Raw genomic sequence first — 11,658 nt, forward strand, 5'->3', positions numbered from 1 at the left:
GATTGAGCGGAGCCTCCGCCGGAGGCTTGGTCGAGCATCACGTCACTGGCCGTCCCCTCCCGGTGAGGAGCGCCCTGCCGGGAGGTGCTTCCAGTTTTAGACGGTCACGTCGAACTCGCCGTCTTTGACTCCCGAGACGAAGGCGTCCCACTCGCTTGGCTTGGGTGAAGATCGACGCAGGGCCGTTCGGGGCCTTGGAGTCTCGGACCGCAACAAGCCGGCCCTTTGTCCGTCGAGACGACGGCCATTTTCACGGCAATGTGCTGGCTGAAACCCCGATAGGTGCGAGGCGGTGACGGGAAGATCAGCCGCAATGAGGCCCAGCTCGATGCGCCGGGTGAAGTTCAAAGATGATCGCTTGTAGGTCGCCCCACGGCGCGCCGCGATGAGGCCCAGCTCAATGTGGCCCCTGAGAGCCGCTCCAGGAAGAGAGAGCCCTCGCCGATGGCAGTGTGACCGCGAGCACCGTGCCGCCTGATACGACGGCAAAGCCCGTATGCTCCCGAGTTGTGCTGCACATTCAGGCCGCCGAGGACCTGCTGGCCACCGCCAGTTTGGAGGTTGGCCGAGAGCAAGCGCCAGCGGCCGCGAGACAGGATCGGATCGGGATTGAACTCCCCACGGCAGTGGCCGAGTGGTTCGCTGGGCTGGATCGCCCGACGAGCAGTATCAAACCGACTGAACTTGGTCTGGCGCTCGGGTTGTGAAGCGGATCGGTGACTGCACGGAGGCTGATCGCGCTCGGCGGGTTGCAGTTCATTCGCCGGACAGCTCTCCGGCCGGGAAGACCGTCATTCATGAGAGCGATCGCTGGTGGCCCGGTGAATAGTTCTCGTCCGCCCTGATGACGACCGGCCATGAGCGGTCAGCCCCAAAGCCGGATCGTCCGCCAAACCTCTTGAACGTCGCGCGGCCGTCCTCGGCTCGACTCCGTGACGACAGTCCGGCTGTTCGTCCGGTCGGTATCGCGCTCGACATCGTCCTGGAGGTGAAAGACGACGGCAGCCCGCTGCTGACCCCTATCAGCGCAATCATCGTGACGGTGAAATAGATTCGGCCCAGCCGTCAACCTGGCGGGCCACCGGAGGCATCCACCAGGCGTGAACACCGACGAGGAGTACACCGCGTACGTCAGCGGACGCCTGCTCTGGTTACGCCGGATCGCGTACGCCCTGTGCCGGGACTGGCATCGGGCCGACGACCTGGTGCAGACGGCGATCACGCGGCTGTACGTCAAGTGGCGCCACGCCCGCGAGGCCGCCGACCTGGACGCGTACGTACGGGTGATCCTGGTCCGGGTCTTCCTGAAGGAACAGCGTGCCGGCTGGTTCTCCCGTACCAGGCTGAGCGCGGCCCCGCCCGAGGCGGCGGCCCGCGCGGGGGACACGGACCTCGCCATGGATCTGCACCGCGCGCTGGACCTGGTGTCACCGCGGCAGCGGGCCACCTTGGTGCTGCGCTTCCACTGCGACCTGAGCGTGGAGCAGACCGCCGCGGTGCTCGGCTGTTCCACCGGAACCGTCAAGACCCAGACCGCCCGCGGACTGGCGGCCCTGCGTGTGCTGCTGGACATGGCGGCGACCAAGGAGGATCGCTGATGGACCTCAAGCCAATATTCGACACGCTGGTGCCGGAAGAGCAGCCACCCTCGCGGGTGGACGTGAAGGGCGCCATCCAGGCGGGACGCAGGCTCCGCCACCGCCGCCGGGCGCTGGCGGTCCTGGTGCCCGTCGCCGCCGCAGCCGCCACCGCGCTGGTGCTGGTGACCGGGTCGCTGACCGCGCCCGGCCGACGGGACGTGGCCACCAGCCCTTCACCCACGCGCACCGGTGAGCTCCGGCCCGCCGCCGAGGTCTGGCCGTCCGCGGTCACCAGCATCCCCGCCAAGGCAGCGGACGGCTGGACGTACCGGCCCGTCACCGCGATGAGCGCCACCGAGCTGTTGCTGCGGGCGGACAAGTCACCCCAAGAGGGGCGCAGGCTGGAGGTGTACGATACGGCGCGGCGAAAGGCCACGGTCCTGGGCGAGATTCCTAACGTGCGGGACTACTCCTTCCCCCAGGGCGTCGAGCTTGGTCCCACGTACATCCTCTGGTGGGCCACGGTTCTGAACGCGCGCGACGCCGTCGATCTGTGGGTGCTGCCCCGCTCGGGCGGAACGGCGGCCAGAGTGGCCCGGATCAGCGGGCCACCGAGGTCGATCGACCGCATCGGGGTCCTGCGTGACCGCGTCGTCTGGTCGGTCAAGGAGGGCGGGCTGTACTCGGTCCCGATCACCGGAGGCACGGCGCGGGCCATGCCCGGCACCGATGGCCTGCACCTGGTGTCCTGGCCCTGGGCGGCCGACGCAGGGCAGGTCATCGACCACCAGGTGAACCAGCGCGTGCTGGTCAACCTGGAGACCGGCAAGCGCACTCCTCTGCGCGCGCCGAAGGGAGTCAAGCAAATGCGCTGCGCCCCGACCTGGTGCGCGGCCATGCAGGGCGAGCAGGCGGTGGCGTGGCGCCGCGACGGCGGTCGCCCGCAGCCCTTGCACGGCACCTTCGACGCGATGTTCTCGCAGATCCGAGGGGATCGGTTCGTGAACACCGGCCCGCAGGTGTACGACCTCGCGACCGGGCAGGGCGCCGAGATCGGCTGGAAGACCGCGAAAGGTTCGATAGCCATGAGTTTGGGCCTTTCATCCTCACCCAGCCTGGTGATCAGTTGGGACGCGCCGCCCTGCGCGAACCCCTGCCGCCAGGGGAAGGCCCCCGAACTGACGGTGCTCAACCTGGCAGCTGTGCCTGGCTGATCAGGCGCCCCGGGATCCGGCGGGTGAGCAGCACTCCCCAGCTCAGCACGATGAACACGTGGACCTGCGTCTGCGTGACATCGGGCAGCTCACCCAGCCGCAGGGCCATCGCGTCGTCTTCGCCAATCCCGACGGACAGCGACCGGGACAATTCACCCAAACCCGGTCGAGGCCCGGATCCGGCGGCCTGCGCGTGCGTGTCCACGACTGAGGCGCCCTCGCTATGACCTAGCGGACGGCTCCATCCAGCAGGTCGGCCCAGAGGGACCACGCGTCGTTGATCGACATCGGCTGTGTCTCATGCACTTGATGTCCGCCATCGAGTTGGACAGTTCGGCGGAGGAGCCCGCGGCTGCCGCTGGAGCAGAGCTCGTAAACCGTGGCTCGGCAGGCGCATGTCCAGGCGAGAGGGCGAAGGCGCTCAAGGGTGCCGCAAGATGGCTCCCATTCCAAGCGCACGTGATCTTTCCGTGGTGTCGATACGTGTCGGCTCACGCACTGACCGAGCGCGATTGCAGCCAGCTCCGATGGCGTCATGGCCGCATCATAAGCCAATAAAGCTATAGCGCGCCATAGCGTACCTAGCGCGCTGTCCATCGCCATGGCGCGGCATGTCTCCCTAACGTTGCTGCAATGGTGGAGTTGAAGGCGAATCAGCCCAGGTGGCGGCAGGTGCACGCGATCATCACCGAGCGCATCCGCACGGGCGAGTACAAGACGGGAGAGCGCATCCCGTCCTTGATCGACCTCATCGAGGAGTTCGGGATCGCCAACGCCACCGGCCAAAAGGTCATGCGAGCTCTCCGCGCTGACGGACTGATTCGCACGGAACCTGGCATGGGCAGTTTCGTGACCACCCCTGAAGAGCGCCAGGAGATCAAGGTGGAGCGGGCGATGCGCTCGCAATCTGAGTGACCAACTGGGTGGCAACGGCCACGGACGGGCTTGGATCCCTGCGTCTGTCTACGCGTGAAAGATCAGGTGAGTGGGAGTATTGCTCGTCCTCCCGCGCCGCACCCTGGCGATCGACTTCGAAGGGCTGCGGCCGAGGGACTGGCGATTCGCGAGGATGGACAGCGCCTGACATGCCGTCCGCTGTTCGACAGATACTGCATGCCGCCAGTTCTCGTGCGACCCTAGGTGCATGTTCGGTCACAAACGCCAGGGCTTCTACTTCCGGCCGAGCCGACGGCGCTGGTTCTGGCACCGGCCCGTCCATGCGTTCGCAGATGACCCGCCAGCGGAAGGTGACGAGCAGGTGTGGCGGGTCGCCTGGTGGCACGGCGGCTGGGGCATATGGTCGGCCGACGCTGATCCGATGGCAGCCGAGCCCATTTACACGACAGGGAACATCCCGCAGGCCGATTCGGACGCGGCCTGCTGCTGGGCGGCAGGCGTGGTGCCCGCGCACCCGCGCCTGCACATCTCGTGCTCGCACCGGGGCGACCCAGCAGCGCCCTTCATGTGAGCGGCTCGGAGTTGTCGCAGTCCACGCTGGTACTGCTGCTCTCGTCGGTGACCTTGTAGGGGCTGCCGTCGGTAAACGTGCCGGAGATCGACGCTCGGGCGCGGTACCAGCCATCCCGACACGGCCGCGACAGCAACGGGTAGGAGCGAGCGAGTCCAGGCAGTTCGTGGTAATGGTCGTAGTTGACCTCGTACCAGTCGGCGAAACGACCGTCCTTGTGGTCGATGGCGATCCTGGCCATGAACGTGGTGATCACCTCCTGGTCGCACCTGACGCGAAGGCTCGCTCGACGCGGGGTTCGGCGGTGCCGAGCTGGACGACGGTGAGCGGTCCCCACGAGTTGACGCAGCCGTGGCGGCCTGCGGGGTGGGTGGTGCTGCCTTTGCCGCAGTCAGCTGGTGTGGTGGCCAGGGTCAGGGCGGTGGCGATGGCGGCGGCGTGTTTGATCCACACGGCGGGGGCTCCATAAGTGGCGGGTGATCCGGCGTCTGGAACGGTAGCCGCGCTAGATACGCTGTGTATTGAAAAATTCACTCTCCGCATGTTCATTCGCGTTCGGATGCGGGCGTCGCGGCGGCCCGCCTGGCATTACCACCAAGGGCGACGGCTAGTACTCCAGTGACACTTTGCGATCATGGTTCGGATCTGCGCTAGTAGTGGTGGCGGCGCCAGTGTGACCAGCGCAGAACGTCCGCGGTGGAGCGGTTCTGGGCCAGTACGAGTGCGGCGAGCAGCCGGCGATCTCGGGCAGCATCGGCGGGATACGGTCCTGGCCGCTAGTGGTCTGTCTCATCGTGGAGTCGCTTGATCTCCCACATGAAGTCGTCCTCGAAGGACTCGTCATCGACGAAGCGCCCGACCCAGTTCGCGAACCGTGCGGCGAACTGCTTCTCCGCCGCCGTCACCAGGGCGTTGGGGTTTTCCGCAGGCACGAGGCCGAAATGCTGCTCCAGCCACGTGACGTACTCCGCATGGTGGTCGTACTCCTGGTCCTTCTCCTCTGGGTCGTCCTCGTCATCGAACCCGGCGTCAAAGTCGCCCACGTACAACGCCTTGTCACATGCGAGCTGTCGGAACAGCTCCCGCAGATTTCGCGCGACGAGACCGATTCCGCCTTCGTCCCCGAACACCACGACCGGCAGGTTTGCCAGATCCGTACGGTCGTCAACGCGCCAGATCGCGTAGATGGACCCGCTGGCGTTGGCGTTCGCGAAGGAGTGGAAGCTGTCGAGGAACGCCGGATCCTTGGACCACGTGTCGATCCCAACCGTGCGCCCGAACTCGCCGAGGTGGAAGCCGACCGAGATGTTTCCCCCTCCGATGCGGCCTTCCAACTGCTTGAGCAGGTTCAGTTCAGGCACGGGCGAGTAGGCGTCGCTCATCCGGTCATTATCGCCGAATACCTCAGACAAACTCGCGATTTTGAGGCGTTGGGATCGCATGGCGACGGCCACCGCGTGATCATTCGGAGTTTGTGAAGACAACCAAAGATCATGCGGTGGCTGCGGACCACAGCGTAGACCCTGACGGCTGGATGGTCATCTTCAACGAGCTGATGGCCAGGATCGCCGGCCGGTTCGGCCGCGTCGAGCCACGCCGGGCCGTGACCGCTTATGTGCGCGGGCTGCTGGCCGACATCGACCGCAAGAACTGCTGGAACCTGGCCGAACACACCGCACTGATCGGTCCACAGGGGCTGCAGCGGCTGCTGCGCACCGCCCGCTGGGACGCCGACGCCGTGCCTGATGATGTTCGTGCCTTCGCCGTCGACCGGCTCGGCCCCGACGGGGTGCTGATCGTGGATGAGACCGGGTTCGTCAAAAAGGGCACCCGCTCGGCCGGGGTACAGCGGCAATACAGCGGCACCGCAGGCCGGATCGAGAACTGCCAGATCGGCGTGTTCCTGGCCTACGCCACCCCACGCGGCCGGGCACTGCTGGACCGGCGGCTCTACCTGCCCGAACACACCTGGCTGGCCGACCCCGGCCGCTGCCAGGGGGCCGGGGTCCCGGACGAGACCGGCTTTGCCACCAAGCCCGCCCTGGCCACGGCGATGCTCCTGGCGGCCCTGGAGGCCGGCGTGCGCGGCCTGGGCGACCGGCGATGAGGTCTACGGCCAGGACCCGCACCTGCGCACCGCTCTGGAAGCACGCCGGATGGGCTACGTGCTGGCCATCGCTGGCAACCGGCGCGTCGAACTGGAGGGCATCGTGCTGAGCGCAGCCGAGGTCGCCGCAAAGGTGACCGACCGGCACTGGCACCGCTACCGCGCTGGTCAGGGGGCCAAGGGACCACGCTGGTATGCCTGGGCCTGGGCCCGCATCGACGAAGGCCAGGCCGACGGGTTTCGGTGGCTGCTGATCCGGCGCAACCTGAGTACCGGCGAGCTGGCCTTCTACCGCTGCTACGCCCCCGACCGTCAGCCACTGATGGCCCTGGTCAAGATCGCCGGTATCCGGTGGGCGGTGGAGGAGTCCTTCCAAGCCGCCAAGGGACAGGTCGGCCTGGACCACTACCAGGTGCGCGGCTGGACGCCCTGGCACCGACACATCACCCTGGCCATGCTCGCCCTGGCCCTGCTGGCAGCCATCGCCGCCGCCCAGCCACCCAGCACTGACGACGACCGCATCCCACTGACCCTGCCCGAGACCCGCCGGCTCCTGGCCGCACTCATCCTGACCCGACACCACTCCACCACGAACGTTCTGCGCTGGTCAGACTGGCGCCGCCGCCACCAAGCAACAGCCCGCCGCTGCCACTACCAGCGCAGATCCGAACCATGATCGCAAAGTGTCACTGGAGTACTAGCGGCGCCGTGGGGCTGCCCGTCGTGAGGCGCTGGCGGCCGTGGTCATTTCCGCTGAGGCCGCGGTGCTGCTGGAGTCGCTGGCGACGCGGCAGGCCAGAATCGCGGCGTGGACGCGCTGCTCGCAGTGCGGTGCGCTGGTGTGGGCGGGGGTGAGGCGCCGCGCGGACGCGGTGTAATTGCTCGGCGCGATGCCGGACGAGGGCTTGGAGGTCGCGGCGGGACGGGTAGGACTCGCCAGCAAGAATCGCGCCACACGGCCCAAACGAGCTATCCCGGAGGCGTAATCGAACAGCCGATAACGGCTAGGAACATTCCATTCCGCAATGATCAGGCGTCGCGCCGGTCGATCGTGTACCGCACCTCGAATCTGCAAGACCTGCGCTGGCACCGGCCAGAAGACCGGTGCTTACGTAGAGTAAACACTCTCGGCGCGCAAAGGTCCCCGTCAGTCAGCCTGACGGGGACCTTCTCCGTTCCTGGAACTCGGGGGGAGTGTTCGCTCCAACCACGCTAGACGAAACCCCTACGCCTTACGCAGTGTCACGGGGCGCCAATTGGGAGATGCGCTGAGGCGACAAGCTCAAGGCCCCCCCGCATCCCGCACCGTCCACCCCTTGCCAGTAAGCAGACGGGCCGCATGGGTGGCCGCGTCCCGCTCCGCCTGCTCGGCGTCCGCGCGGGCAGTGCGGGCGGCTGTGACGGCCTTGAGGGCGGCGACGGCCTCAGGATCGTCTGGGCTCAGGCGGATGCCGACGGTATGCGGCTCGACTCCGAGCAGCGAAACGATGGCGGCGTGCGTGTTCCGGTGAGCTTCGGTCCAGTACGCGCCCTGGGCCAGGACGCTTCACACTCCGCGCGCCGCGATCAAGGGCGCCGGCTGAGGACCTCGGGTACCCGGCTGTGGTGCCGCACCATGGTCGCCAATCCCGCGTCGACGTAGCCGAGACACCGCAGGATCGCCTCGTGGTCGGCGACGAGGTGACGATGGTGGATCGGTTCGTGATGAGCGATCTTGTTACGGAAGATCCTGAGGTGATCGACCTGCTGGTGCAGGAGCCGGCGGCCGCCGCTGTAGCCGGGGAAGGCCCGGTACAGGGCGGTGCGCCATAGCCGCTGGTCGTAGCCGTTGCCAGGACCCAGCAATGAGACGTAGAAGCCGAACGGCAGCTCTTCGCTGATCATGTGTGGCGTGGGGGTCAGGCCGATGCGCCGCAACTGCTGCTCGGCTTCGCTGATGCGCTGGCGGCCGCCGTAGGTGAGCTGAGGGCGCGGATCGTTCCACCAGTCCTCACGCCCCAAGTAGCCGGTGAACTGGCGCGTCAGGCATTACCTGCTCACACGAGTTCATTGGTATGGTCCCGGCTCAGCTCGCGATCGGGACCTCGTCGTACCGGCGACGTATGAAGCCGAGCATGTCCTGCAATTCCGCGGCGCCGATCCGCCGTCCGTGGGCATGTGTCGACGTCACCGCCATCCGGCCGGCATAGGCCCACTTGAGAAGACCATCATGGGATATTTCCGTACGAGCGTGATTGGCATTGTCGGGATGGAGACAGAAAGGGATGTCGAGGATCCCCGACTTGAAGGCTCTCAAGATGGCCGAGGGGACGGTGGGAGCTAGCCCCAGGACTGCTCCCAGCATCGCCTCAGCTTCGCTGAAAATCTCCTTCTCCAGCACCTCGGAAAGTCCGTCTTCCAGCGTCGGGTATGACCCCGGCGGCTGTTCGCCGGCAAGTTTGAGCGCGGCTATGTTGTCACTGACGAGAGGTATTCTGAAAGCTTCAGAAATGGTCTTCACAACGAGCCGATCGGCTCCTGCTTCGCGCGCCAGGCGGGCGCTGTCGAGAATCAGCCGACGAGCTCCATCGGCGCTTTGCGGAAAAACGCCCATGTAGGTGTAGATCACGAAGTGGATATCCGTCTCGGGCAGGAATGCCGTCGTGAGCCGGCGAAGCGCGCGGATGGCCGCGATGTCCTGCCAGGGATTGATCTGCTGTGCGTAGCTCAAAGAAAGGCTGCGGATCCCATAAGAGGTTGCGAACAGCCCTTCGAGAATGCTCAGAGCCACCAGCAGCGACGGTGGGCACAACTGGCCGAGCATGCAGCCGGCAAATGATTCGAGGTGCACCTCCGCCGGCCACGAGGCGAGCAGTTCACTCGCTCGCGCCCATTCCGCGATCGCCGTGTTCAGCGGAGTCCGGCCATAAGGGAAGCAGTAGGAGATGGGGCCGCCCTCCGTCGCGTGGATGCCAGCCTCGAGCATCGACGCGAAGATGTCGACAGGCGTTGGGGAGCCATGCCGCAATTGCACGGGGAAATCCGGACGCAACGATGCCAGCAGGCCGGAGGTCCGGACAGGGCCATGTGCAAGAAGCGGATACCCGTTGAGCGACCAGCCGTTGCGCACCGCATCGTGCGCCGCCTCGTACTGCCTGGTCCGCGTATAGCTGTCGAGCGTGATCGTCCCGACCGTGTACGGCAGCGCCGCGACGGCCTGCAGCCCCGCCCGCATCTTGTCGACATCGGAAAAGCCCATACGCGGCTGCACGACGAGGTGACCGGACCCGCTGGCATCGCGAACCGCTCGCGAGAAGAGATTGCGGACGTCGGCCATGGTCACTCTCGCGTGGTGAGGGCGTGGTGGTGAGCGTTCTCGAAGCGGCGGAGGAACTCGTCTAACCGGTTGATGGAGTCCGGGGTGTCGAAAACCGCGTCGTAACCCAGACGCAGCAGCTCCTGTGTCTGGTCGGCGGGGAGAGGACCGGCCACGCCCAACTTTCCGCCTACGACCACCTGGAGGCCGGCAAGTCCAGGGGCCCGGCGAATGGCGCGAATGTAGGAGGGTGCCTCAATGACACCGTGACCGTTGACGGTGCTTAGGACGAGCAAGCTCGCATGCTCGGCCGAGCAGCCTTCGATGATCTCCTCCACAGGGGTGCAGGGTCCCAAGTTCGTCACCTGGTGACCGTGTTCCTCGAGCAAGAGTTGGAGATACATCAAGTTCCAGGTGTGCGCGTCGGACGAAATCGTCGCAACGACGGTGCTCAGAGCGCGACTGACCACGGCGTCCGGCAGTGACCTCGCCGTTTCTGTTTCCACGTTTGTTACTCCTTCAAGACCACGGCGACACGGCACGCTCGAATTACCGCAGGGGAACGAATGGCCCGCCATCGTCCGGGGTTCAGGCCTCATAAGGCGATGGGCGCCCGGCGCGATGACGCAAGGTGCCTCAGAACACCGCGGAGTCCATCGTCGCGAACAGTTTCTCGGCCTGTTCGGGGAACTGGGTCCCTTCGGGCAGGTCGCTCGCCGCCACGCAGTACGCGATGTCTCCCACGTATGGCTCGAAGGGGGTCGTGAGGATGACCCACTTCTGCTCCTCCTGGTCGTAGGCCAGGCCGGCGTCCCGCACTGCCGAAAGGGTCTCCGCGAACGAGGGAACCTTCCAGGTCGTCCTCTCCAGGATGATCCGATCGTGCTCGTACCGACTGTCAATGGTCTTCTTGCCGATGATCTCGTATATATGTCGAGCCGCTGGTGCGTTCGTTGCACTCGGTGAAGAGGACTTGTCCTTCGGGAGTCACGATCGCGCCGGAGCTGAAATAGCCTCATGGTTGATGCCGTCCCCTCGCGGAAGGCATCGATCAGATAGCGCACCAGGAATAGTAGGGGGAGGGAGTCGGCGGCCAGACGCATTCCTCGGTAGTGAATCCCCGTTTGAAGTAGAGACTAGGTGTCGACTGGTAGGACTTGGGAGCGCCGAAGGCGACGAGGGCCGCTGTCTGTCGTACGTCCGCTTCGTAGTACGACTTGCCCACCCAGGTTGCCCGCCAGTCAGGAATCCCCGGGCTTGAGGTTTCCGACGGGACGATCTTGTCGCAGCTGTTGATGTTCCAGGTCGTCGAGAACGGGCCTACAGAGAGGCCGATGGGAATAGATCCACAGGGATTGAATTCCAGGGTCGCCTTGGGATCCCAGTCATTCCACACAATGTTCGGGTCGTTCCCCCAGGGCTCTGCAGCCACGTAACACGAGTTGACCTGATCGAAGGCGTGACCTGCCACCGCATGACATGACGCGTACATGCGGAAGCCGTAGTTCTTGTGCGTTGCCGCCGCGTAGTCCATGCGGGCCCACTGACCGCAAGCTCTCATCCAGCCAATATGCTCCGCGTCCTCCCATTCATAGCAACTGGGTTCTTGCCAAACCACCTCCTGCTGGATCGTCGCGTCTCCGTCCGTGGGCAATGCCGAAGCCGGCATTGTCTCGACCGTGGTCATGCTCGACGTCGTCGAACCATCGGATCGCGCCTCGGCCCCACTGGTGACGGGGCGAGCCCCCTTGGGCTGGATGACACATTCGCTGCCCTGCGCCTGAACCTCGTAGTTGCGGGCCTTGACGTCGAGGTTCCAGTCCTTCTTGATGCCTTCCACGAAGTCGCGGATGGCGGCGTCCTTGTCACCGATGTGATCGCACACGGACGGCGACGTGCGCGAGGCCGTCGCGGACCCGGCAGGCGCCAGCGCGGTGACCAGCGTGACTGCGGCGGCTAACGCCACGGTGGAGAGTAACTTTCCCATGGAAACC

The 11,658-nt window shown here is 65.8% G+C and carries 15 protein-coding genes and 1 pseudogene; 7 read left to right on the forward strand and 9 right to left on the reverse strand.

The window, feature by feature from the left end; translation table 11 throughout:
• Window positions 1-844: 844 nt before the first annotated feature.
• Genes ACGFNP_RS51085 through ACGFNP_RS51095 form a run of 3 tightly spaced genes read left to right on the forward strand, consistent with a single transcriptional unit; the run spans window position 845 to window position 2,794 of the window.
• The gene (locus tag ACGFNP_RS51085) at window positions 845-1,051 is read left to right on the forward strand and encodes a hypothetical protein (RefSeq protein WP_393330702.1); all 207 of its coding nucleotides are present in this window, start codon (window positions 845-847) and stop codon (window positions 1,049-1,051) included.
• 49 nt (window positions 1,052-1,100) lie between these two features.
• The gene (locus ACGFNP_RS51090) at window positions 1,101-1,598 is read left to right on the forward strand and encodes a sigma-70 family RNA polymerase sigma factor (protein ID WP_393330705.1); all 498 of its coding nucleotides are present in this window, start codon (window positions 1,101-1,103) and stop codon (window positions 1,596-1,598) included.
• Window positions 1,598-2,794 (forward strand): hypothetical protein, encoded by a 1,197-nt coding sequence (locus tag ACGFNP_RS51095; protein WP_393330708.1) that lies wholly within the window; start codon window positions 1,598-1,600, stop codon window positions 2,792-2,794. The genes ACGFNP_RS51090 and ACGFNP_RS51095 overlap by 1 nt, the downstream gene beginning before the upstream one ends.
• Here ACGFNP_RS51095 and ACGFNP_RS51100 read toward each other — a convergent pair.
• A complete protein-coding gene (locus tag ACGFNP_RS51100) occupies window positions 2,769-2,999 on the reverse strand; it encodes a hypothetical protein (RefSeq protein ID WP_393330711.1) in 231 nt (76 codons plus the stop codon). The two genes, ACGFNP_RS51095 and ACGFNP_RS51100, sit on opposite strands and share 26 nt — an antisense overlap.
• Before the next feature lie 428 nt (window positions 3,000-3,427).
• On the opposite strand from ACGFNP_RS51100, the gene ACGFNP_RS51105 reads away from it, so the two are divergent.
• Together ACGFNP_RS51105 and ACGFNP_RS51110 are read left to right on the forward strand one after the other, a co-directional pair.
• Entirely contained in the window at window positions 3,428-3,709 is a 282-nt protein-coding gene (locus tag ACGFNP_RS51105; RefSeq protein ID WP_358319911.1) for a winged helix-turn-helix domain-containing protein, read from the forward strand.
• A 229-nt stretch (window positions 3,710-3,938) separates the two neighbouring features.
• Window positions 3,939-4,262: a hypothetical protein gene (locus ACGFNP_RS51110; RefSeq protein ID WP_393330713.1), complete on the forward strand. Its 324-nt coding sequence runs from the start codon at window positions 3,939-3,941 to the stop codon at window positions 4,260-4,262.
• Here the strand turns inward: ACGFNP_RS51110 and ACGFNP_RS51115 are convergent.
• The 3 genes from ACGFNP_RS51115 to ACGFNP_RS51125 form a co-directional block, all read right to left on the reverse strand.
• Complete coding sequence (locus ACGFNP_RS51115; protein ID WP_393330716.1) at window positions 4,255-4,518, reverse strand: hypothetical protein; 264 nt, start codon at window positions 4,516-4,518, stop codon at window positions 4,255-4,257. The two genes, ACGFNP_RS51110 and ACGFNP_RS51115, sit on opposite strands and share 8 nt — an antisense overlap.
• The gene (locus ACGFNP_RS51120) at window positions 4,515-4,715 is read right to left on the reverse strand and encodes a hypothetical protein (protein WP_393330719.1); all 201 of its coding nucleotides are present in this window, start codon (window positions 4,713-4,715) and stop codon (window positions 4,515-4,517) included. The genes ACGFNP_RS51115 and ACGFNP_RS51120 overlap by 4 nt, the downstream gene beginning before the upstream one ends.
• Before the next feature lie 323 nt (window positions 4,716-5,038).
• Window positions 5,039-5,644 carry a hypothetical protein gene (locus tag ACGFNP_RS51125; protein ID WP_393330721.1) on the reverse strand — a complete coding sequence of 202 codons (606 nt, stop codon included), beginning with the start codon at window positions 5,642-5,644 and terminating at the stop codon, window positions 5,039-5,041.
• A gap of 173 nt (window positions 5,645-5,817) precedes the next feature.
• Between ACGFNP_RS51125 and ACGFNP_RS51130 the strand changes: the two are divergent.
• A pseudogene (locus ACGFNP_RS51130) lies at window positions 5,818-7,045 on the forward strand (IS701 family transposase).
• A 64-nt stretch (window positions 7,046-7,109) separates the two neighbouring features.
• Window positions 7,110-7,247 carry a hypothetical protein gene (locus ACGFNP_RS51135; RefSeq protein WP_393330724.1) on the forward strand — a complete coding sequence of 46 codons (138 nt, stop codon included), beginning with the start codon at window positions 7,110-7,112 and terminating at the stop codon, window positions 7,245-7,247.
• Between the two features lie 688 nt (window positions 7,248-7,935).
• Here the strand turns inward: ACGFNP_RS51135 and ACGFNP_RS51140 are convergent.
• The 5 genes from ACGFNP_RS51140 to ACGFNP_RS51160 all read right to left on the reverse strand — a co-directional run bounded on the left by ACGFNP_RS51140 (window position 7,936) and on the right by ACGFNP_RS51160 (window position 11,651).
• Window positions 7,936-8,370: a hypothetical protein gene (locus ACGFNP_RS51140; protein WP_393330727.1), complete on the reverse strand. Its 435-nt coding sequence runs from the start codon at window positions 8,368-8,370 to the stop codon at window positions 7,936-7,938.
• A gap of 64 nt (window positions 8,371-8,434) precedes the next feature.
• Window positions 8,435-9,685 carry a methylaspartate mutase gene (locus ACGFNP_RS51145; protein WP_393330729.1) on the reverse strand — a complete coding sequence of 417 codons (1,251 nt, stop codon included), beginning with the start codon at window positions 9,683-9,685 and terminating at the stop codon, window positions 8,435-8,437.
• A gap of 2 nt (window positions 9,686-9,687) precedes the next feature.
• Window positions 9,688-10,170 (reverse strand): cobalamin-dependent protein, encoded by a 483-nt coding sequence (locus tag ACGFNP_RS51150; RefSeq protein WP_358319902.1) that lies wholly within the window; start codon window positions 10,168-10,170, stop codon window positions 9,688-9,690.
• Window positions 10,171-10,300: 130 nt separating this feature from the next.
• A complete protein-coding gene (locus tag ACGFNP_RS51155; protein ID WP_358319900.1) occupies window positions 10,301-10,483 on the reverse strand; it encodes a peptide ligase PGM1-related protein in 183 nt (60 codons plus the stop codon).
• A gap of 232 nt (window positions 10,484-10,715) precedes the next feature.
• A complete protein-coding gene (locus tag ACGFNP_RS51160) occupies window positions 10,716-11,651 on the reverse strand; it encodes a hypothetical protein (RefSeq protein WP_358319898.1) in 936 nt (311 codons plus the stop codon).
• Between the last annotated feature and the right edge of the window lie 7 nt (window positions 11,652-11,658).

It is taken from the genome of Nonomuraea sp. NPDC049269 (genome assembly GCF_043197155.1).
Taxonomy (GTDB): Bacteria; Actinomycetota; Actinomycetes; order Streptosporangiales; family Streptosporangiaceae; genus Nonomuraea.